General features: G+C 67.0%; 21 protein-coding genes and 1 tRNA gene. 7 read left to right on the top strand and 15 right to left on the bottom strand.

What is annotated here, in order from left to right:
- Nucleotides 1–44: 44 nt before the first annotated feature.
- The 8 genes from ABD017_RS05145 to ABD017_RS05110 form a co-directional block, all read right to left on the bottom strand.
- On the bottom strand, nucleotides 45–914 hold the full coding sequence (locus ABD017_RS05145) for a beta-lactamase induction protein (protein WP_343880865.1): 870 nt from the start codon (nucleotides 912–914) through the stop codon (nucleotides 45–47).
- Between the two features lie 102 nt (nucleotides 915–1,016).
- On the bottom strand, nucleotides 1,017–1,997 hold the full coding sequence (gene nudC, locus ABD017_RS05140) for an NAD(+) diphosphatase (RefSeq protein WP_343880863.1): 981 nt from the start codon (nucleotides 1,995–1,997) through the stop codon (nucleotides 1,017–1,019).
- Between the two features lie 15 nt (nucleotides 1,998–2,012).
- Nucleotides 2,013–2,381, bottom strand: a complete 369-nt coding sequence (erpA, locus tag ABD017_RS05135; RefSeq protein WP_343880861.1) for an iron-sulfur cluster insertion protein ErpA — start codon at nucleotides 2,379–2,381, stop codon at nucleotides 2,013–2,015.
- 95 nt (nucleotides 2,382–2,476) lie between these two features.
- Nucleotides 2,477–2,908: a bactofilin family protein gene (locus tag ABD017_RS05130; protein ID WP_343880857.1), complete on the bottom strand. Its 432-nt coding sequence runs from the start codon at nucleotides 2,906–2,908 to the stop codon at nucleotides 2,477–2,479.
- Nucleotides 2,895–3,641, bottom strand: a complete 747-nt coding sequence (locus ABD017_RS05125) for a DUF6776 family protein (RefSeq protein WP_343880855.1) — start codon at nucleotides 3,639–3,641, stop codon at nucleotides 2,895–2,897. Before ABD017_RS05125 ends, ABD017_RS05130 begins: the two co-directional genes overlap by 14 nt.
- Before the next feature lie 106 nt (nucleotides 3,642–3,747).
- Nucleotides 3,748–4,218 (bottom strand): bacterioferritin, encoded by a 471-nt coding sequence (gene bfr / locus ABD017_RS05120; protein ID WP_343880853.1) that lies wholly within the window; start codon nucleotides 4,216–4,218, stop codon nucleotides 3,748–3,750.
- 125 nt (nucleotides 4,219–4,343) lie between these two features.
- Nucleotides 4,344–4,541, bottom strand: coding sequence for a (2Fe-2S)-binding protein (locus ABD017_RS05115; RefSeq protein WP_343882168.1), 198 nt, complete (start codon nucleotides 4,539–4,541; stop codon nucleotides 4,344–4,346).
- A 70-nt stretch (nucleotides 4,542–4,611) separates the two neighbouring features.
- Nucleotides 4,612–5,166 (bottom strand): RNA pyrophosphohydrolase, encoded by a 555-nt coding sequence (locus tag ABD017_RS05110; protein WP_343880851.1) that lies wholly within the window; start codon nucleotides 5,164–5,166, stop codon nucleotides 4,612–4,614.
- A 173-nt stretch (nucleotides 5,167–5,339) separates the two neighbouring features.
- Between ABD017_RS05110 and ABD017_RS05105 the strand changes: the two genes are divergently transcribed.
- A tRNA-Met gene (locus ABD017_RS05105) sits at nucleotides 5,340–5,416 on the top strand.
- Between the two features lie 112 nt (nucleotides 5,417–5,528).
- Here the strand turns inward: ABD017_RS05105 and hutH are convergent.
- The 6 genes from hutH to ABD017_RS05075 form a co-directional block, all read right to left on the bottom strand.
- Complete coding sequence (gene hutH, locus ABD017_RS05100; protein ID WP_343880849.1) at nucleotides 5,529–7,058, bottom strand: histidine ammonia-lyase; 1,530 nt, start codon at nucleotides 7,056–7,058, stop codon at nucleotides 5,529–5,531.
- A 115-nt stretch (nucleotides 7,059–7,173) separates the two neighbouring features.
- Entirely contained in the window at nucleotides 7,174–8,118 is a 945-nt protein-coding gene (locus tag ABD017_RS05095) for an N-acetylglucosamine kinase (protein WP_343880847.1), read from the bottom strand.
- Nucleotides 8,115–9,287, bottom strand: a complete 1,173-nt coding sequence (locus ABD017_RS05090) for an SIS domain-containing protein (protein WP_343880845.1) — start codon at nucleotides 9,285–9,287, stop codon at nucleotides 8,115–8,117. Before ABD017_RS05090 ends, ABD017_RS05095 begins: the two co-directional genes overlap by 4 nt.
- Nucleotides 9,262–10,548 (bottom strand): D-tagatose-bisphosphate aldolase, class II, non-catalytic subunit, encoded by a 1,287-nt coding sequence (locus tag ABD017_RS05085; protein WP_343880843.1) that lies wholly within the window; start codon nucleotides 10,546–10,548, stop codon nucleotides 9,262–9,264. Before ABD017_RS05085 ends, ABD017_RS05090 begins: the two co-directional genes overlap by 26 nt.
- A gap of 15 nt (nucleotides 10,549–10,563) precedes the next feature.
- On the bottom strand, nucleotides 10,564–11,490 hold the full coding sequence (locus ABD017_RS05080; RefSeq protein ID WP_343880841.1) for an EamA family transporter: 927 nt from the start codon (nucleotides 11,488–11,490) through the stop codon (nucleotides 10,564–10,566).
- Complete coding sequence (locus tag ABD017_RS05075) at nucleotides 11,487–13,595, bottom strand: glycoside hydrolase family 36 protein (protein ID WP_343880838.1); 2,109 nt, start codon at nucleotides 13,593–13,595, stop codon at nucleotides 11,487–11,489. Before ABD017_RS05075 ends, ABD017_RS05080 begins: the two co-directional genes overlap by 4 nt.
- Nucleotides 13,596–13,707: 112 nt before the next feature.
- Here ABD017_RS05075 and ABD017_RS05070 point away from each other — a divergent pair, with 112 nt between their 5' ends.
- Nucleotides 13,708–14,829 (top strand): amidohydrolase family protein, encoded by a 1,122-nt coding sequence (locus ABD017_RS05070; protein WP_343880836.1) that lies wholly within the window; start codon nucleotides 13,708–13,710, stop codon nucleotides 14,827–14,829.
- A 16-nt stretch (nucleotides 14,830–14,845) separates the two neighbouring features.
- Here ABD017_RS05070 and ABD017_RS05065 read toward each other — a convergent pair whose 3' ends face one another.
- A complete protein-coding gene (locus tag ABD017_RS05065) occupies nucleotides 14,846–15,625 on the bottom strand; it encodes a DeoR/GlpR family DNA-binding transcription regulator (protein ID WP_343880834.1) in 780 nt (259 codons plus the stop codon).
- 137 nt (nucleotides 15,626–15,762) lie between these two features.
- Here ABD017_RS05065 and ABD017_RS05060 point away from each other — a divergent pair, with 137 nt between their 5' ends.
- The 5 genes from ABD017_RS05060 (at nucleotide 15,763) to atpB (ending at nucleotide 21,362) form a co-directional block, all read left to right on the top strand.
- Entirely contained in the window at nucleotides 15,763–18,612 is a 2,850-nt protein-coding gene (locus ABD017_RS05060; RefSeq protein WP_343880832.1) for a TonB-dependent receptor, read from the top strand.
- Between the two features lie 237 nt (nucleotides 18,613–18,849).
- Nucleotides 18,850–19,218: a 6-carboxytetrahydropterin synthase QueD gene (queD, locus tag ABD017_RS05055; RefSeq protein ID WP_343880830.1), complete on the top strand. Its 369-nt coding sequence runs from the start codon at nucleotides 18,850–18,852 to the stop codon at nucleotides 19,216–19,218.
- A gap of 338 nt (nucleotides 19,219–19,556) precedes the next feature.
- The gene (locus ABD017_RS05050) at nucleotides 19,557–19,934 is read left to right on the top strand and encodes a phasin family protein (protein WP_343880828.1); all 378 of its coding nucleotides are present in this window, start codon (nucleotides 19,557–19,559) and stop codon (nucleotides 19,932–19,934) included.
- A gap of 243 nt (nucleotides 19,935–20,177) precedes the next feature.
- Nucleotides 20,178–20,543 (top strand): hypothetical protein, encoded by a 366-nt coding sequence (locus tag ABD017_RS05045; protein ID WP_343880825.1) that lies wholly within the window; start codon nucleotides 20,178–20,180, stop codon nucleotides 20,541–20,543.
- A gap of 3 nt (nucleotides 20,544–20,546) precedes the next feature.
- On the top strand, nucleotides 20,547–21,362 hold the full coding sequence (atpB, locus tag ABD017_RS05040; RefSeq protein ID WP_343880823.1) for a F0F1 ATP synthase subunit A: 816 nt from the start codon (nucleotides 20,547–20,549) through the stop codon (nucleotides 21,360–21,362).
- Nucleotides 21,363–21,414: the final 52 nt, after the last annotated feature.

Here is a 21,414-nt window from a genome sequence, read left to right as displayed (position 1 = left end):
CGCGCCTTTCCGAATTCCCAATCCCGAATCCCAAACCCCGGCTCTCAAGCCACCCAGCCGCCGATCACGACCAGCGCCACCACGCTGAGCCACGCCAGCAGCGCGCGCAGCAGCGCGCTGCGCAGCCGCACCAGTTCGGCCAGCGGATCGGTGCGATCCTCGGCGTAGCCATCGCCGCCTTCGATGTCGCTGAGCGCATCGGCGCGGGCGGCCGCGCCAAGAAAGCCCGGCCCCGCGCTGTACCAGCTTTCGGGCGCGGCCTGCGCGTGCCAGCGCCGCCATGCGCCGATCACCGCCTCCCAGTGACCGACCACGGCCAGGGTCAGGGTGAGCAGTTGTGCCGGCAGCCAGTCCAGCGCGTTGGCCACATGGCGCGCGCTGACGGCGGTGGCGTCGTCCAGTTGCAGCGAACGATCACGCCCCAGCGTCTGCCCCAGCCGGTACAGCAGCGCGCCTACCGGGCCGAGCAGGAAAAACCAGAACAGCACGCCGAAGCGCCGGCGCAGGGCGGCGTACGCCACCGCTTCGCCCAGCGCCGCCGCCTGCCAGGCCACCGTCTCGCCATCCTCGGTCAGCGCCTGCGCCGTGGCTTCGCGCTGCAGCCCGTCGGGCGCCTGCACGATCGCCTCCAGATCCGCCTCGAATTCGCGCGGACCGAACGCATACAGCAGCACCGCCAGTGCAAACAGCATCTGCCACAGTTCACCCAGCGGCAGCCGCCCCAGCAGCCAGGCCACTGCGGCGCAAAGCACCAGCGGCAACAGCAGGGCCAGCACCACGCGCCCCACGCCACTGGTGTCACCCAGTTGCCGCACCCACTGGCGAAACGGCCGGTCGCCACCCCAGCGGGCCAGTTGCGGGCGCAGATGCAGCAGGCCGAGGGCGATGAGAACGATGAACAGGCTGATGGCCATGACGGACACTCACGGGTGGACGCCCCATTGTAAGCGAGCGACGATCCGCCGTCTGGACGGCCGAATGCTTCGGTGCGCCCACGCGCGCGCCGTGCGCCGCTGCTATCGCGCCGCTTTTCCCGCCGCGGCGATCAGTTCGTCCAGCGCCATGCCGCCGCGCCGGTGCAGCCAATGCGCCAGCAACTGGTAGGACACCGACAGCGGCGGCGAGGGCAGGAAGCTGCCATCCGCCAGGCCGTCGGCGATCTGCTGCGGCGTGAACCAGCGCGCTTCCTCCAGCTCGTGGTCGCGCATGGCGATGTCGCGCGAGCGCGCGGTGGCGGTGAAACCCACCATCAGCGAGGCGGGCATCGGCCACGGTTGCGAGGAGTGGTAATCCACCGTGTCCACGATCACACCGGATTCCTCCGCCACTTCGCGGCGCACGGCGTCTTCCAGCGCCTCGCCCGGTTCGACGAAACCGGCCAGCGTCGAGTAGCGGCCCACCGGCCAGCCGGCCTGGCGGCCCAGCAGGCAGGCGCCGTCGTGCTCGACGATCACGATGATGGCCGCGTCGGTGCGCGGGAAATGCATGCGCGCGCATTCGGCGCTACTGCATTGCGCACGATGGCCGGCACTGACCAGGCGCAGGGGCGCGCCGCAGTGGCCGCAATAGCGGGTTTCACGTTGCCAATGCACCAGGCCCTTGGCGTACGCGAACAAGGCCGCTTCATCGACCGGCAACTGCAGGCCTGCGTGGCGCAGGCTGGCGAACGGTGCGCCCAGCGAGATCGCCAGCGCGCTGGTGCGGGCGGAATCGTCCAGCGCCAGCACGAAATGCGGCCGCCCGTCGATCAGGCCGAGCATGCTGGCCGATACGTCGCCCAGCCGTTGTTCCCGCTCGGCGGCGTCCAGCCAGCGCAGCGCCTGGCGATCGCGTTGCAGCAAGGTGTCGCCGGCGGCGTCGAGCAGGAGATAACGCGCTTCGGCTGATCTTGCCTGGGCCGCGATCCAGGCGTGGTCATCGCGCCGCTCGGCCACCCGGTCGAGCACCAGGCTGAGCCCGGCGAAAGTGTTGGGTGGCGGCGTGCAGGCCCGGTCCATGCGCGGCGGACCGGCTCAGGCGGAAAACGACGACCCGCAGCCGCAGGTGGTCTTGGCGTTCGGATTGCTGATGACGAACTGCGCGCCGCTGAGATTTTCGGCGTAGTCGATCTGCGCGCCGGTGAGGTATTGCAGCGACAGCGGATCGCACAGCAGGGTCACGCCTTCGCGCTCGACCGCCAGGTCGTCCTCGGCCTGGGTTTCATCGAAGGTGAAGCCGTACTGGAAACCCGAGCAGCCGCCGCCGGAGATGTATACACGCAGCTTCAGCGCCGGATTGCCTTCTTCGGCGATCAATTCATGCGCCTTGCTGGCGGCCGCCGCGGTGAACAACAGCGGCGCGCTGGCGCTGCGGTAATCGGGGATGGCGACGAAAGTATCCATGGACGTTCCAGATGGGGTCGTTGCGGGACGGTACAAGCATACCCGCGCCGGGGCCCGCCACCATGAACGCGGGCGGCGCCATCGCGATCACCGGCTCAGGCGGGCGTGGCCGCGTCCACGTCGGTGGGGGCCGGCAGTTCGCGCCGCGCGGCGTCTTCGTTGCCGTCGCCTTCGCGGCAAATGCTGCCGTTGATCTGGGCGCCGGCGGCCATTTCCAGCGTGTGGTAGCGCAGGTTGCCGTCGATGCGCGCCTGCGCCGACAGCTCCAGCCGGGCGGTCACCTGCACGTCGCCGGTCACATGGCCATTGAGGATCGCGTGCGGCACGCGGATCTCGCCGTCGACCTGGCCGTGCTCGCTGAGCGTGAACATCGCCTCCTCGCCCTCGCCCACGATGGTGCCTTCGACGCGGCCATCGAGATGCAGCGCGCCATTGAAGCAGAGGTCGCCGCGGATCACGGTGCCGCGGGCGATCAGGCTGGTGTCGTTGCCGGCATGGTGGCGCTCCCGGCGCTTACGGTTGAGCATCGTTGTCTCCCAGGACGGTATTGATGTTGCCGCTGAGCGCATCGCTCCAGGCGACGCTGCGGACGATGGCGGGTTGCCCCTCCGGCTGGATACGCAGGTGCAGCCGGGTGGGACGAAAATCGGCGGGCAGCACCAGGGTGCCGTGCAACTGCTGGAAATACTGGAACTTGAACGGCATGCCGGCTTTCTGGCCCGCGTCACCCACGGCGGTCCACGCCAGCCGGGTCACCTTGTCGCCGCGCAAGCCCTCCACGTCGACCGTGACGGCGCCGCTGATGTCGCTGCCGCGGCGGGTGTTCTGCGACAGGCTCAGGCTGATGTCCCAGCCGCGCGAGCCGGCGATGGGGCGCAGCCGCACGCCTTGCACCTGCAGGCCGGTGCGCCGGCCATCGCCGCCGACCAGGCGGGAGTAGAAGCCGAGGTCGGCGCGCAGGCTGCTGAGCTCGGTTTCGCGCTGGGTCAAGGTGGTGCGCAGGGCGCGGGTGGCCACCTCGTTCACCCGCGCGGCGCTTTCCAGGTTGGCGACTTGTTGTTTCAGCTGCTCGACCTGCGCGGCCAAGGCGCTTTGCTGGCGATGGTCGACGCTGGCGGGCGCGCTGCGCGAGGTCAGCCATGCCACCAGTGCAGCGGTCAGTACCACGCTGCCGAGCCAGGCCAGGCCCAGCCAGAATCCCCGATGACGCCGCTCATCGTGCGGCCGCACCACGAAACGCGGTGGTGGTCGTGAGGCCATGCGACTCCCCCGGCAAACCCAAGGTATAGCGTCGCCACGGCGAGGCGGTCAAGGTTGGCCGCCGGGCGGCGCTTCGGAAAAGCGCCGCCGGTCACAACGATGGACTTCAGCTTTGCATCTTGCTCTGCAGGTAGCGCTCGGCGCCGATGTCGCGCACCAGGCTGAACTGCGTTTCCAGCCAGTCGATGTGGTCTTCCTCGTCATGCAGGATGTTCTTGAACAGATCGCGGCTGATGTAGTCGGCAATGCCTTCGCTATAGGCGATGGCTTCGCGCAGGTCCTTCACCGCCGCCAGCTCCAGATCCAGGTCGCCCTGCATCGATTCCAGCGCGTTCTCGCCGATGCGCAGCTTGCCCAGGTGCTGCAGGTTCGGCAGGCCGTCGAGAAAAAGAATGCGCTCGATCAGGTGATCGGCATGCTTCATCTCCTCGATCGATTCCTTGTACTCGTGCTCGGCCAGCTCGGTGTAGCCCCAGTCCTTGAGCATGCGGTAGTGCAGAAAATACTGGTTGATCGCGGTCAGCTCGTTGTAGAGCACCTTGTTCAGGAACTCGATGACCTTGGCATCACCCTTCATGGCAGTTCTCCGTTGACGACCGGGTGACTATACAAAGGTCGCCGATGCCAAGGCGAAACGCGAATGGCTATGGTTTGCCGATGCATCGGGCGATGCGGCAAACGGGCGTTGCGGGGAAGGGGGGTTCAGGCCGTGACGAAGGGGAGCGGGAACGGCGCCTGGGCCAGCGCCTGCTCCAGGATCGCGCGCGCTTCCGGCTCGCAGCAGCCGCAGCAGTCGGAGCAGCCCGTGCGAGCCTGCAACTCGGCGAACGTGCGCACGCCATCAGCCACCTCGCGGCGGATGTCGTGGTCGGTGACGGCGTTGCACATGCAGACGTACATGGCGCGTATAAGAACGCGAATGCGAATGATTGTCAACACCGGCAAGCCGACCCGCCCGTCGCCGGCGTGTTCAGGCCACCTTGCGGCCGCCCTCGGACGGCGGTGGGGTCGTCTTTTCGCGCGGCGGCGCGGTGCCCAGGTCCACCTGGAACAGGCCTTCCACCAGCGGCGCAAACTGCCGCAGCGCGCGTTCGTAGACCTGCCGCTTGAAATTCACCACATGCGCGGCGGGGTACCAGAAATCCACCCAGCGCCACAGGTCGAACTCCGGCTTCTCGTTGGCGTCCAGCTTCAGCGCTTCCTCGCCGCCCACCAGCTTCAGCAGAAACCACACCTGCTTCTGGCCGATGCAGGTGGGGCGCTGATGGTGGCGAACGTAGCGGCCCGGCAGGCGGTAGCGCAGCCAGCCGTGGGTGGCGGTGATCACTTCCACGTGATGCGGTGCCAGGCCGGTTTCCTCCTCCAGCTCGCGATACATCGCCTCCAGCGGCGTCTCGTCGCTGCGCATGCCGCCCTGGGGGAACTGCCAGCCGTCGCGATTGACCCGGCGCGCCCAGAACAGCCGGCCGTCCGCATTCAGCAGAACAATGCCCACGTTCGGTCGATAGCCATCAGCGTCGATCATCTCGCTTCCTCGGATCACGCGGCGCCGCGCCGCACGGGAACGTACCCGCCAGCCCGATTCAAGCACGGCGCGCGAAGCCACGGCAAGCTCAAGGCTTGAACAGAAGGGTCCAGACGACTAAACTGCCGCGCCCCACCCGTGATCGTTCCGATCCCCCGCGGCGGGTTCCCGATGGCTATGTAGCTCAGCTGGTTAGAGCACAGCACTCATAATGCTGGGGTCGGTGGTTCGAGTCCACCCATAGCCACCATTGCTCGTCAGTCCGCTCGAGTGATCAAGCCCGCCGACGCGGGTTTTTTTGTGTCTGGGCTTCTGCCCCTCGAACGCGGCGTTCGCCATCGTGCCGCGCTGCAGATTGCCCATCACGGCACCGTCGACGGCAGCGGCAGGTCGAGAAATTCGTGAAGTGCCGAGCTGTCGATGAGGGCATTCAACGCCTCGATGTCGGGTGCCAGGTAGCGGTCCTCGCTGTAGTGCGGTACGGCTTCGCGGATGCGCGCGTGCGCGGCCTCCAGTACCTCGGACGAGCGCAGCGGGCGGCGGAAGTCGATGCCCTGGGCGGCGGCCATCAGTTCGATGGCCACGATCCGGCGCACGTTGGCGACGATGTCGGCGGCCTTGCGCGCGGCGAAGGTGGCCATGCTGACGTGGTCTTCCTGGTTGGCGGAAGTAGGCAGCGAATCGACGCTGGCGGGGTGTGCCAGGGTCTTGTTTTCGCTGGCCAGCGACGCGGCGGTGACGTGGGCGATCATGAAGCCGGAATTGATGCCCGAATCCCGCACCAGGAAGGCCGGCAGGCCGGAGATGCTGGCGTCGACCAGCATCGCGATGCGGCGCTCGGATAGTGCACCGACTTCCGCCATCGCGATGGCGAGCTGGTCGGCGGCGAAGGCGACCGGCTCGGCGTGGAAGTTGCCGCCGGAGATCACGTCGCCGCTTTCCGGAAACAGCAGCGGGTTGTCGGAGACGGCGTTGGCTTCGATCTCCAGCGTGCGCGCGGTTTGCCGCAGCAGGTCGCGACAGGCGCCCATCACCTGCGGCTGGCAGCGCAGGCTGTAGGGGTCCTGCACGCGCGGGTCGCCGACGCGGTGGGATTCGCGGATGGCGCTGCCTTGCAGCAGTTGCCGGTAGAGCGCGGCCACCTCGATCTGCCCCGGCTGCCCGCGTACCGCGTGGATGCGCGCGTCGAATGGCGCATCCGAACCGCAGGCGGCGTCGACGCTCAAGGCACCAGCCAGTACCGCCGATGCGAAAACCTGCTCGGCACCGAACAAGGCCATCAGCGCGATGCCGGTGGACACCTGGGTGCCGTTGAGCAGGGCCAGGCCTTCCTTGGCGGCCAGTCGCAGCGGGGCGATGCCGGCGCGGCGCAGGCCATCGGCGGCATCGATGATCTCGCCGCGGCAACGCACCGTGCCTTCGCCCATCGCCGCCAGCGCCAGATGCGCCAGCGGCGCGAGGTCACCGCTGGCGCCCACCGAGCCCTGGCACGGGATGCACGGCCACAGCTCCGCGTTGTACATCGCCAGCAGGGTGTCGATGACCTGCATCCGCACGCCGGAGTGGCCGCGCGCCAGCGAGGCGATCTTCAGGGCCAGGATCATGCGCACGCTGGTGTCGTCCAGCAGCGGGCCCACGCCCGCCGCGTGCGAGCGCACCAGGTTGGTCTGCAACTGTTCCAGCTGATCGGCCGGGACATGCACCCTGGCCAGCTTGCCGAAGCCGGTGTTGATGCCATAGGCGGGCTGGCCGGCGGCCACGATGCCCTGCACGGTTTGCGCCGCCGCGTGGATGTCGGCCGTGCAGGCGTCATCCAGTCGAATGGGCTCGAACGTCGCGGCGATGTCGCGCAACTGGGCCAGGGACAGGTGTCCGGGATTCAGGGTTTGCATGGCGGGGCTGTCCGGTGGTCAGGCATGCGGCGAGTCGCCGACGTGGAAGTTGTCGACGAAACGGTACTTTGCTGCCGGCTGGGTGGAAAGGCCGCCAAGCCCTCGCCCACCGGCGCTATCGTGCGCCGCCCTGCCCCAGTCTGGCCGCGTAGAGCGCCGCGCCGTAATCCGGTGCGTGCAGGGGAAGCCGGATCTCGAACGCGGCGCTTGCCGCGCGAAGTGCGTCGCGGAACGGTGCCAGCAGCAGGTCGCCGGCGTTGAAGGCGCCACCGGAATACGACACGGGTACCGGCTCGCCCGCGTCGAAATGCAGCGCCAGCCGCAGTGCGTCGCAGATCTGCGCCAGCTCGCGGCCGGCATCGTGGAAGATGGCGATTGCCGCCGCATCGCCGGCGCCCGCGGCTTCGGCCACCTGGCGCGACAGCTGGGCCAGGTCGCTGCGTGGGGAGGCTTTTTCGCCATAGATGTGGGCGCAGATGTCGAGGTCGTTGTCGAGCTGGAAATGCGCGTTGAGGATGGCGTGCAGCGGCCCCCTGGGCAGGCGGCCGTCGCTCATGCGGGAATAGGCGTTGAGGCCGCGGATGGCGATCCAGTAGGCGGAGCCTTCGTCGGAGAAGGCTTCGCCCCAGCCGCCGGCGCGGGCGGCGGCGCCGTGGCGCTGGCCGTAGCCGATGGAGCCGGTGCCGGCGACGATGTTGATCCCGTCGGCGCAGGCCAGCGAGCCGGCCCAGCCGCAGACCATGTCGTTGTCGCAGGTGTAGCGGCGGTGGCCCAGGATCGCTTCGGGAAAGGTTTGCAGCAGCGCGGTGGCGTGGCTGTCTTCGCCGTAGGCGGGCAGGCCGAAGAAGGCGTGGGCGATGTCGGCGGTGGTCCGATGCGTTTGGTGCAGCACGTCGGCCACGCCGTCGGTGAGGATGGCGCGCACGCCCTCCAGGCCTACGTGCGGGTGGTAGGTGGTGCCGCGTTGCGCTTCGGCCAGCAGGCGTCCGTCGCCGTCGATCAGGGCAAAGCGCGTCTTGGTGCCGCCGCCGTCGACGCCGAGGTAGACCGCTGCGCTCATGCGCTCAGCGCGTGCAGGCGCACGCCCTGCACGACGCGGTTGACGATGCCGGCGGGGTTGGGGTTGTCGGGCGTCACGCCCATCGCGCGCGAGGTGAAGAACGCATAAGTCTGGGCGATGGCAATGTACGGCCACAGCAGGTCGAGGTCGGCGGCGCGGCTCATGTCGGGTACGGTCATGCTTTCGCTTCCGGCTTCGGTGCGCGGTTGCGCGGTGATCTCGATGATGCGGCCGGCGCAGCCGTCGCGGCGCAGTTCGTCGATCAGGTCCAGATCGTAGCGGCGGGTGAGCGGGTCGTTGGAGACGAACACCATCACCAGCGTGCGCGCGTTGACGAAGGTCTTGGGGCCGTGGCGGAAACCCAGCGGCGAATCGAAGCACGTAGCGACGGCGCCGTTGGTCAGCTCGCCCAGTTTCAGCGCCGCTTCGCGCGCCAGGCCCTGCAGCACGCCGCTGCCCAGGTAGGCCACGCGCTGGTGCTGCTCCAGCGCCAGCGCGTCCAGCACCGGCAGCGCGTCGTGGATGCTGCGGCCGGTGGCGCGGGCAATGGCCGCGATGCGGCCGTCCATCGTGCCGGTCGGCAGCAGCGCCGCCACCACGGCGTACATCATGCAGCTGAAGCTGGAGGTCATGGCGAAGCTGGTGTCGTGCGTTTCCGGCGGCAGCAGCAGGGTCATCGCGTGGGCCACGTCCAGCTTGCCCAGCTCGCCCTCGGCATTGCACAGCACCACCAGGTGGCGCACCTCATGCACCAGCGATTCGGCCAGCTTCACCGCGGCCAGGCTTTCCGGACTGTTGCCGGAGCGGCCGAACGACACCAGCAGCAGCGGTTGCTGCGGGTCCAGGTACAGATGCGGCGCGCAGACGATGTCGGTGGTCGGCACCGCATCCACGCGGGCGGCCAATTGGCGATCCAGCAGCGGCGCCACGCATTGGCCGATGTAGGCCGAGCTGCCCGCGCCGGTGAGGATCACCCGCGCGGCGGGATTGCCGGTCAGTCCGCCGGCGAAAACCTGGAGGCGTTCATGCAGGTCGGCGACCAGCGCGTGGGTCTGCTCCAGCATGCGCGGTTGCTGCGAGATCTCGCGCGCGGTGGCGATCGCGCCGGAGGCGGTCAACTCGGATTCGGTGAGGCCCAGGTAATCAGTGGTCATGGTGGTGGCAGGCATGGTGGTAGTCGTCGAGGGTGGCACTGATGTGGGCCATGGCCAGCGACAGCGGATCGCGCGAGGCGGCTCCGTTGCGCAGTGCATGCAGTGCGTGGGGGAGGTGTTGGCTGATCAGCGGCAGCGGCGGCGGGTTCTCGCGCAGGTTGTCGAACAGGCGCTGGCGGGCCTGCTCGATCACCGGGTCCGGCCAGTAGTAGCGGATGCGGTCGCTGAGGCTGTATTGCAGGTCGATGGTCAGCGCGTCGCCTTCGCCGTGGTAATAACGCTGCCAGTGGGACGGCTCGGCGCGCATGCGCCGTACCGCCACGTCGCGCAGGCTGGCGCGGTACGCCTCGTCGATCCATTCGCGCTCGATCGCGTCCAGCGCCCACAGCGCCTCGCGCAAAGCGAAGGTGAGGCCGGGGCCGACTTTCAGGATGGCGAAGTGGTCGCGCACCAGCGCGGCCAGGCCGTCACGGGTCTGGTAGTCGGTGGAGTGCGCCTCGAACACCATGCCGGGCACGGTGGTGATGGCGTGGCTCAGCTCGCGGGCTTTCTGCGGCTGGTAATCGACCACGTCGTGATGGTCGAACTCCACGCCGGGCTGCACCACCGAGGCGATCACGCGATGCCAGGCGGCTTCCAGGCCGGCGTCGACGAATGCCTCGCGGTGCGCTTCGATCGTCGCCAGCGCCGCTTGCGGCGTGGTGACGGCCAGCCCCTCGATCGCTTCGGTGGCGCCGCCGGGCACCGGCACCTCGGTGCCGATCACGTACACCGGCGCCTCGCCGCCGGCGCTGGCGTACGCGGTTTCGGCGGCGCGACACAGGCGCACCGCGCGGCGCACGATCTCCGCCTCGGGCAGCGGCTCGGGGTCACCGGCGCAAGCCATCGAGCAGTCCAGATGGATCTTGCGGAAGCCGGCGGCCACATAGGCGCCCACCATCACCTCGGCCTTGTCCATCGCCGCTTCCGCGTCCAGCGCGGTCCACGGGTTGGGACCCAGGTGATCGCCGCCCAGCGCGATTCGGGCGCGATCGAAACCGACGCGATCGGCAATGCCGTGCACGAAGGCTACGAAATCGGCCGGCCGCATGCCGGTGTAGCCGCCATCCTGGTTGACCTGGTTGCAGGTGGCCTCGAACAGCACGAACGCCTGACCGGTGCGCTGCGCCTGGCGCAGGCTGGCCTCGATGACGATGGGATGGGCCGAACAGATCGAGGTCACGCCGCTGGCGTGCCCCTGTTTGTGTCGGGCGATGAGGTCGAGCAGGACTTGCATGGGGACGGGCTCCGGTCAGGGAAGGGGAGCGGGTGGATCGCGTTCGGGTTCGAGCACCAGCAGCAGCGAGGCGATCAGCGCCAGCACCAGGCCCACCATCTTCAGCGGCCCCGGCACTACGCTGGCGAAGATCAGCGACAGCACCGCCGTCACCAGCGGCGCGCCGGCATTGGTCAGCGGCGCCACCACGATCGCCTTGCCGTGGCGGAACGCATACACGAGGGTCAGCGCGCCGACGGCATTGAGCACCTGGATGCCGGCGGTCATCCACGGGCCGTCCAGGCCCGTGTTCACCGGCTGGCTCCAGTCGGTCATGTGCAATGCCACCGGCACCAGCAGCAGCGCACCCACGGTCATGTAGAAAAAAATGCTTTCGGCGTGAACGGTGTCGTTGGCCAGGCGCATGAAATACGCCTGCAGGCCCCACGCCAGCATGATCAGCAGCGATTGCAGGAACCAGCCCAGGCCGCTGCCGGTGCCGCGCCCGAACGAAAGATCCAGCATCGGCAAGGCCACCAGTGCCAGCACGATGCCGGCCGTGCCCATCCAGCCGGTGCGCTCGCGCAGGAAAAGGAACGACAGCGCGATGGTGACCACCGGCGACAGCGAGATGATCGGGAACACGAAATACGCCGGCCCGATCGTCAAGGTGTGGAACAGCAGCATCTGGCCGCCGGCGCCCAGCAGCCCGATGGTCATGCCGAAGGCGATCGCGCGCGGCGAGCGCTCGAGCTGCCAGCCGCGGCGCCACAGGATGTACAGCGCGGGCGGAATCATCGTCAGCGCCCACACGGCATACACCAGCGTGTCGGGGAAGCCGTGTTCGGCGGACAGCGGCGACAGCGCGCCCCACACGCCCCACAGCGCCACGGTGGCCAGCGCGAAACCCAGCCACGGCCGGCGCGGTGTGGTGGCGGTGATCGCCATGGCCGGCACGCTCATGCGCGCGCCTCCACCGGCGTGGCCTGCAGCAATACGAAACGCTTGAACGCCACGCGCAGCTTGGCGCCGTTGCCGTCCACTTCGCCCAGGTCGACTTCGTTGAACAGGTCGCGCACGCGGTAGCGGCCCGCGGCCAGCCCGCGCAGTTCCACCGCGCCGCTGAACTCGTCGGCGTAGAACGTGTAGTACATCGCCCCGTCCTTGGCGATGGCGTGCGCCTCGGGCCGGTCGAAGCCGATGTCGTACAGCTCGCCGCGGTACTCGCCCCTGGGCAGCATGTGCTGCTTGTACAGCGCCACCCACTTGCGCCACAGCGCCTCGCGTTCGGGGTTGAGCACCAGCCCGCCCGGCGGCAGCGGCTCGGAGGGATGGTCGGTGTCCTTCGGCCAGGTGAACTTGGTCGAGACCACCGCGCCAAGGCCCACGCTGGAGGCAAAGTCGTCGCCGTGATCGGACAGCTCCACGTGGTCGCCCGCGTAGCTGCTGCGCGAGCCCATCAGCGCCTTCATCGACTTGCCCTTGCTGCGCACCTGCCACGAGGAGGTGGGGTCGGACGCGGGGTACTGGTCGGTGGCCGGCAGGTTGTGGAAGTCGAACGCGGTGCCGCAGGGGCACAGCTCCACCACCGCCTGCGGGTTGGCTTCGTGGATGGCGTCGTAGATGGCCTTCCAGAACGTGGCCAGCCCCTCGACCGAATCGCTGGGATGCGCATGCTTGTGCGCGGGGTTGTAGCAGGGCGCCACGGCGTTGAGGTGCTGGCCGTCGAATTTGATGCCCTCGAAACCCCAGTCGCCGATGATCTTCTTCACCAGCGCCACGTAGTAATCGACGGTGGGTTGGTAGGCGGGGCATTGGGTCAGCGCGTTCCACCAGGTCACGGTCTGGAACGCGCCGCCTTCGTCCAGCAACAGCATGTCGGTGTGGTCGTGCAACACATCGCTGCCCGGGTCGGCAGCCAGCGGAGCCACCCACAGGCGTGGTCGCATGCCCTGGCGACGCACTTCGGCGGTGAACGCGCGCATGTCGGCGTCGCCGCGTGGGAACTTGCGCTTGTCGATGCGCCAGTCGCCCTCATTGGTCTGCCAGCCGTCGTCCATCACCACCCATTCGAAACCCAGCTCGCGGGCCTTGGGGAGGGTGTCCAGGATCTGCTTGAGGGTGAAGTCGCGACCGTAGCCCCAGGCACACCAGATCGGCGCGAACGCGGACGCGGGCGCTTGCGGTGCCACCAGGCCCTCGGCCTGCATGTAGGTCTTGTACTGCTGCAGTGGCGCGTAGTGATCGCCTGTGTGCGTGGCGAGCAGGGTGCGTTCGGTGACCAGTGTTTCGCCGGGCGCCAGCGTGGATTCCCGCATCGACTCGACCGCGATATGCGCGCCGGCGGCGGTCTTTTTCACCGGCAGGTCCAGCGGTCGCACCACCGGCTCCACGTGGCCGACGGCGATGCCGACGTCGCGCCGCCAGATGTTGGCCACCGGCGTGCCGCCGCCGTAGTCGGACGAATCCATGGACAGGTTGTTGCGCTGGTCGAAACCGGCGCGCATCGGCTGCACCCAGTCGCGGCGGTCGGTGTGGGTGGTGCCGGAGAAACTCCAGAAACCGCCCGGCGCATCGGCCAGCTCATGTGCCGCGTTGCGCCAGCCGGCAATCTTGAGCGGCGCGCTGCCGCTGTTGCGGTAGCGTGTCTGCAACACGGCGAAACCCGGCAGGCTGTCGAAGAACGTCACCGCCACCTGTTTCTCGATGCCGCGGGCCGAGCGCCCGGTGACGGTGAGCTGATGGCCGGCGCCATGGCGCGGGTCGGTGATCGCCTGCTGCTGCTGGCCGGTCATCGCGAAATCCTCGATCGCGCCATTGGCCAGCAGCAGGCTTTCGCTGGGCTGGTAGGACGTGAGCGGCTTGCCGCTGGACAGCAGCCGGCTGTGCAGCTTGCCGTCGAACGCGATCGCCAGCACCGCATCCTGCGCCACCGCCCCGCTGCCGCCAGCCTCGCCGGCGCCGAGCCAAGGACCGGCCACCGCCTTGGGCAACAGCGCCCAGGCCACACCGCCAGCGACGCTGCCGGACAGAAGTTTCAATACAGTGCGTCGTCCCATCGGTTCCATGGCGAAATCCTGCAAAGGCGTTGCACCGATTCTGCGTCAGTGATCGGTGTTGATGCAAGCGTTTCGTTTCGGTATGGTGCAAATATGTTTCGTTATGTAGCGTGTGGATATGATGAACCGAGTTTTCTGCTATCTGATCGCCGGCATGCTTGCGGCAGCCGTTCCTCTTTCGGTCGCGGCGGCACCGGCGCAGGCGGCGGAGGGCGATCTTTCCGGCCATTACTCGATGGCCGACTTCGCGCAGGCGCGCAAGTACGACGCCCATTTCCACGCCAACAATCCCGACGTGGCGTTGCTGGAATTGTTGCGCGAAGACGGTTTCCAGGTGTTGTCGATCAACGTCGACTACCCGGATTTCCCCAGCATCGCGCGGCAGCACGAAATCGCGCTGGCGCTGGCGGCGAAGGATCCTGCGCATTTCCATTGGGCCACCACGTTCTCGATGAAGGGTTTCGGCACGCCCGGCTGGGCCGGCAAGGTGGATGCGAAGCTCGCCAGGGACGTGGCCGATGGCGCGCGCGCGGTGAAGATCTGGAAGAACGTGGGCCTGGTGGAGCGCAACGCCGCCGGCCAGCTGATCATGCTGGACGATCCGGGCCTGGTGCCGGTCGTCGAGCAGGTGCGTGCGCTGGGTGTGCCGCTGATCGACCATCAGGGCGAGCCGCGCAACTGCTGGTTGCCGCTCGACCAGATGACGACCGACAACGATCGCGAATACTTCAGCAACCATCCCGACTACTACATGTACCTGCATCCGGAGATGCCAGGCTACGAGGACCTGATGGCGGCGCGCGACCGTTTCGTGGCCGCCAATCCGAAGCTGCGTTTCGTCGGCGCGCACATGGCCAGCCTGGAATACGACGTGGATCGGCTCGGCGCGTTCCTCGACCGTTTCCCCAATGCCACGGTGGACCTGGCCGCGCGCATGAGCCAGGTGCAATACCAGTCGGTGCGCGACCGCGAGAAGGTGCGCAACTTCTTCATCCGCTACCAGGACCGCTTGCTGTACGGCACCGACCTCACCTTCGCGCCCGACGCCAGCGCGGAGGAGTTCAAGCGCGAAGCGCACAACGCATGGACGTCCGACTGGCGCTACCTGGCCACCGGCGAAACCCAGCGAATCGGGATGATCCATGCCGACGTGGCGGGCCTGGCGCTGCCGCGGGCGGTGATCGACAAGATCTACTACGCCAATGCCACGCGGGTTTTTGCCGTGTCCCGGCCGGCCGATTGAACGCGCCGGCTGCTGCCTACGCCAGCTGCAGCTTGAAGCCGAGCTGATGGCTGGCCTGGACGATTTCCTCGGGCGCGGCCGTATCGGTGATCAGCATGTCCAGCGCGGTGACGGGGACGATGCGATGCAGGCAGACCCGCCCGAACTTCGAGCTGTCGGTGATCGAAACCACCAGGCCGGCGGCTTCCACCATCTTGCGGTTGAGCAGCGCCTCGGGCTCGTAATGCGTGGTGATGCCGCGCTCCAGGTCGAAGCCGTCCACGCCCAGGAAGAGCTTGTCCACGTGCAGCGCGTCCAGCGCCTCGATCGTCAGCCCGCCGTAGAACGCCATGTTGCGGCGGCGCAGTTCGCCACCCAGCATCACGATGTTGATGTTGTGCTTGGGCGCCAGCGCCGTCAGCACGCCGTAGTCGTTGGTGACCACGGTGATGTCCGCATCAGGAAGCGCCTTGGCCAGCTCGATGGCGGTGGTGCCCGAGTCGATCGCGATGGTATCGCCCACCTTCACCAGGGTCGCGGCGCAAACGCCGATGCGGCGCTTTTCGTCCAGGTGGGTGGTGCTTTTCGCTTCGTAGTTGGGCTCGGCCAGCGCGCCGTTGATCACGCCGTTGTCGATCGCGCCTCCGTAGGCGCGCGACATCACCCCGCGTTCGGCCAGATAACGCAGATCCTTGCGCACGGTCTGCGCACTCACGCCGAAACGATCGACGAGGGTGGAGACCTGGACGCTTCCCTGCTGGCGGACGAGTTCGCTGATCTGGAGGCGTCGTTGACTGGTGTCGCGGGTCGCGGCCATGGAGTGTTCCGACGGGTGGCGGGAAGTATGCCGCATTTCGATGTATTTCGCTATTGATACAAAACGAAACATGCTTTAGGCTCGATTTCGTTGTTTAGATGTTACGCCCAGACAATCGCTTCCGAGGAGAGAGCCCCGTGAATGCCGCATCCTTCCGCCAGAACCTGTTGTTTCATGCCGTAGCGCTTGCCCTGTTGGCGCCGACGGTGGCTCTATCCCAGACCGCGCCGGGCAACACAAACGGGGCGCCGGATGCGCAGACGCAGGCCGCGTCGAAAGAGGCCGGCGACGATGCCGTCGCCCTGGGCGCGGTCACGGTGACGGGGGTGCAGGCCAGCCTGGCGCGCTCGGCCGAACTCAAGCGCTATGCGGGCACGGTGCAGGACTCCATCAGTGCGCTGGAGCTGGGCAAGTTTCCCGACAACAACGTGGCCGACTCGCTGAGCCACATCACCGGCGTGGCCATCACGCGCACCGCCGGCGGTGAGGGACAACGGGTAAGCGTGCGTGGCCTGGGGCCGGAGTACACGCTGACCACCTTCAACAACCGCATCCTCGCCACCGACGGCGCCGGCCGCGATTTCGCGTTCGACGTGCTGCCGGCCGACGTGATCAGCGGCGCCGACGTGATCAAGGGCGCCCAGGCCTCGTTGACCGAAGGCGCGATCGGCGGCCTGGTCAACCTGCGTTCGGCCAGCCCCTTCGACCAGAAGGGCACGCACGGCATCGTGCGGCTGGAGGGCGATCGCAACCAGATGTCCGAACTCAACGGCCGCAAGCTCTCGGCCACCTTCAGCACCACCTTCGCCAACGACACCATGGGCGTGCTGCTGGGCGTGGTCGAAGCCAAGCGCAAGGACCGCACCGACGTCGCCGGCAACGACGGCGGCTGGTCGCGCAACACCGATCCCAACGACCCGGACTGGTCGAGCACCGCCTGGGGCGGCGACGTCGACCTCAACGGCAACGGCGAGCTGGACCCGGAAGACTACGGCCTGATCTCGCCGGGCCAGTTCCGGGTCGGTTCGATCATGGAGGACAAGAAGCGCAGTGCCTACTCGGGCAAGTTCGAATGGCATCCCAGCGACACCGTGCGCATCGTGGTGGACGGCCTGAAGACGCGGCTGGATTCGCCGCAGGTGTCCTATCAGGAGTCGTTCTACCCGCTGTTCGCGCCCGGTCGCTGGTCAAACATCACCGCCCAGAACGGCATCGTCACCAGCTTCACCATGGACAACCCCGACCCGGACCAGCGTCTCAACCCGGAGTTGTTGAACCAGACCCAGTATCGCGTCGTCGACACCGAGCTGTACGGCCTCAACGGCGAATGGCAGGTGACCCCCGACCTCAGCCTGACCGGCGACGTCTACCGCTCCACCTCGAAGCGTCACTCGGGTGGCCAGGACACCTACGTGGTGCTGCGCATGAACCAGCCCAACACCGCGCACATCAGTCTGGCGCCGCATGCGGTACCCAACGTCGACGTGCAGTTCGACGACGGCCGCGAGCTGGCCAGTGGCCTGGCCAACGGCCAGTTCGGCGAGTCCGACCTCAACACCCACTACATGGAGCTGAGCGGCGACAACATCGACGACAAGATCACCGGCGGCACCGTCTCCGGCAAGCTGTTCATCGGCAAGTGGGGCGTGGACCAGCTGAAGTTCGGCGTGACCCGCACAGAGCGCGAGAAATCGCGCGACCTGGTCAACAACACGCTCAACGGCGGCGCCGACTACTACGCCGACGATTACGCCATCAACGTGGGCGATCTGGGCGGCAACGTCATCTCGCACACGTTCAGCCTTCCGCATTTCATGCAGGGCGTGCACAGCAATTTCCCGCGCAGCTTCCTGGCTTTCGACGTGCCCAACTACCTGGCGCAACTGCGCGCCTATGATGGCCACCCGCGTCCGGGCGGCGGCACCTACGAGTTCGCCAACGCGGCGCCGGCATGGAACCCGCTGCAGAGCTACCGCGTCAGCGAAAAGACCAACGCCTTCTTCGTGGAGGCGGACATGTCCGGCGATCACTGGGACGGCGACATCGGCGCGCGACTGGTCAAGACCAGCACCACCGCGCAGGCCTGGGACGCCAAGATCCTCAGCATCACCGAGAACGGCGCGTTCAACTACACGGCAAAATACGGCGCGCCCACGCCGATCAGCGAGAACGCCGATTACACCTACCTGCTGCCCTCGGCGAACTTCACCTGGCACTTCACCGACGACCTGCAGCTGCGCGCGGGCGTGGCCAAGACCATGGCGCGGCCCTCGGTCGATACGCTGGCGCCCACCAACACCACCGAAAGCGTTTCCTGGGGCGAGTTCACCCAGGTCTATGGCGGCAACGTGGACCTGAAGCCGTACACGGCAACCCAGGGCGACCTGTCGCTGGAGTGGTATTTCGCCGAGCACTCCATCGCCAACGTGGCGGTGTTCTACAAGCGCATCAAGAACCAGATCACCACCAGCTGGGAGCCGGGCCAGGACATCGGCGTGCCGGGCTACCTGTTCAACGTGATGCGTCCGATCAACGGCGACTACGCCAAGGTCAAGGGCCTGGAGCTTGGCCTGCAGCACTTCTGGAGCAACGGTTTTGGCGTGCGTGGCCAGTACACCCGCAACCTGTCGAGCAGCTGGGTCGATGGCGAGAAGCGTCCGCTCGAAGGCATCGCCCCGGCGACGTACTCGCTGGGCGTGATGTACGAAAAGGGCAAGTGGTCGCTGGGCGTCAATGCCGACCGCACCGACGGCTTCGTCACCGCCATCAACGTGCTGGGCACCGGCTACAACGAGCAGGCCGATCCGTTCACCTGGCTGACCGCGCACGTGTCGTACGACATCAACGACATGTTCAGCGTCACCCTCGACGGCGCGAACCTGCTGGACAAGGCGCAGACCTCCAGCATCAACGGCAATCCGCTGCTGCTGCAGAGCTACTACCGCTACGGCCGCTCCTACACCCTGGGTGTGAGCTTCCGGTTCTAGAGAGGCTTTGGTTTTGCCCGTCATTCCTGTGTGCAGGCGATGACGGGCAAAAAGTTGATTGATCGGACCTTCCCTGATCCACCCGATCTTTCCCTTGCCCCGCTGCTGGCCGCCCCCCTCCCCCGGCCGGCAGCAGGGCAGGGGAAGGTGTTTTGGCCTCATGGATCACGGCAAGCGAACGCAAGGTTCGCTTCCGGGGTCGGGTCGGCGGGACGTGGGCCGGCGCTACAATGCGGCATGGATATTTTCAAAGTCTTCAACATCGAAGCCGCGCACCGTTTGCCGAACGTTCCGGCCGGCCACAAATGCTCGCGTCTGCATGGCCACTCGTTCCGGGTGGAAATCCACGTCAGTGGCGAACCGGGCGCCGATACCGGCTGGGTGATGGACTTCGCCGACGTCAAGGCCGCCTTCGCACCCGTCCACGACCAGCTCGACCACCATTACCTCAACGATATCGAGGGGCTGGACAATCCCACCAGCGAGCGCCTGGCGGTGTGGATATGGCATCGCCTCAAGCCCGCCTTGCCGCTGCTGTCCGAAGTCGTGGTGCACGAAACCTGCACCTCCGGGTGCCGCTACCGGGGGCCGTCGGCCGATCGCTGATGCGCTCGCGTCAGCCAGCAGGCACAGCTCGATAGCGACGGCGCGTCTGCCCGCCGCGAGCTTTGCCCTTTCGTTCGCCACCGACCGCCCGGGAGCCGATCCGCAGCGCCCGGGTTGAGGCGCACTGCCCGACCTGCCTGCTCTCGCTCGCCATCGTCGACCGCGCCGTCGGCGCGGCTTCTGACGCGATGCGAAAAACGCAGTCCTTTCACATAAGTACAGGCGTTAAATGAACATTTGCCAAAGAGACGCCGGCCGGCCGAAGAAATATGTTGCATTGCACAAAGGTTCGGGCTAATCTTTGCCTCACTACCCCATCCTCAACGAGGACTTTTGTCATGACGCAGCAGATCAACCAGTTTTTCGACTACGCCAAACAGTTCTCCGACAACGCCTTCAAGGCACAGACGCTCGCCCTGAAGGGCCTGCAGACGGTCGCCGAACTCCAGTTCAACGAGCTGCAGCGGCAGGCCGGTGCCACCGCCGATTTCGTCGCCGCCGCGCAGGAGACGCGCGACATCGACGGCCTGCGCAGCCTGTGGGAGAAGGGCGTCAGCGTGAGCCGCGAGAACGCCGAGCAGGCGGTCGCCGTGTCGCAGGAAGTGATCGCCATCTCGCAGAAGACCGCCCAGTCGCTGAGCGCCCTGGTGCAGGAACAGCGCCAGGCGGCGAACGACGCCGCGGCGCCGGTCGGTCGCAAGGCTGCCGCCAAGTAATCCGCAACAACTCCCCCCGTGTGCGAGTCTTGGGTCGGACAGTTCCCCGCTGTCCGGCCTTTTCTTTGTCGCCGATCCTGAGGTTTTTGCGGCTCGCCGAGCGCTGCGCGGCAGGGTCGGGGAACAAAATGTCGCACCCTGGCGGCTTGTCGCTGCAACGCGCGCGCTGATATACTTCGTCGGATTCGGATCGTGGCCCGTAGCTATCGGTGCCGCCTGGTGTAAACCGCGCGGAGGCCTTGCGTGCTCAACAGTCTTGCCACCGGCCGTCGTCTCGCGTTGCGTACCTCGCTGCTGCAGCTTGCTGTGGCAGTTTTGGCCGGAGCAGCGTTTCTGCTGCAGGGGCCGCGCGAGGCGATAGCGGCCGCGGCAGCTGCAACGATGGTGGCGCTGGGTACCGCGCTGTTGTCGGTGCGGTTTTTCAGTGGCATGAACGGGGCGCGCATGGCGTTGAGCCGCTTGCTGACGGGCATGCTCCTGAAGTGGATCGTGATCGTCGGGGGGCTGATCGTGATCCTGTTCCAATTCAAGTTGCCGCCACCGGCCGCCATTGCGGGGCTGGTGGCTGCCTTCGCGGTTTATCTGCTGGCGTTCAGATTCAAGGGTTGAAGCATGGCAAGCGAGTCGGGCGGGCTTACCGAATACATCCAGCACCACCTGCAGCATCTTGTTCCGCACGCGAGCAAGGAAGGCTTCTGGGCGGTGCATCTCGATTCGGTCACCGTGTCGCTGGTGCTGGGCGTGCTGTTCTGCCTGTGGTTCTGGCTGAAGGCGCGCAAGGCCACCGCCGGCGTGCCGGGCAAGGGCCAGGCGTTCGTGGAGATCGTGCTGGAATTCGTCGACGGCCAGGTCAAGGACGTGTTCCACGGCGACCGTCGTTTCCTGGGCCCGCTGGCGCTGACCGTGTTCGTCTGGGTCTTCCTGATGAATGCGATGGACCTGCTGCCGGTGGACCTGCTGCCTTGGATCACCGAAAAATTCGGCGTGGGCCACTTCCGCGCCGTGCCCACCGCCGACATCAACATGACCTTCGCGATGTCACTGACGGTGTTCGTGCTGATCATCTTCTACAGCTTCAAGGCCAAGGGCGTCGGCGGCTACGTGCATGAGCTGTTCACCGCGCCGTTCGGCAAGCATCCGCTGCTGTGGTTGCCCAACTTCGCGCTGAACCTGGTGGAGCTGGCGTCCAAGCCGGTCAGCCTGGCGATGCGACTGTTCGGCAACATGTATGCGGGCGAGCTGGTGTTCATGCTGATCGCCGGCCTGTTCAGCGCGGGCGCCGGCCTGGCGGGCTGGGCCCTGTACGGCGCCGGCATCATCGGCTACACGGTGTGGGGCATCTTCCACATCCTGATCATCTCGATTCAGGCATTCATCTTCATGGTGCTGACGATCGTCTACATCTCGATGGCACACGATCATCACTGATCCGCGCACCTCGAATTCTTCGCTTCATCCGTTTTGACTTCAGCTTGTATTT

Source organism: Rhodanobacter caeni (genome assembly GCF_039523575.1).
In the GTDB taxonomy this organism is placed as follows: domain Bacteria; phylum Pseudomonadota; class Gammaproteobacteria; order Xanthomonadales; family Rhodanobacteraceae; genus Rhodanobacter; species Rhodanobacter caeni.
Note: the sequence above shows the minus strand (reverse complement) of the source record. Positions and strands in the feature narration are given on the sequence as shown.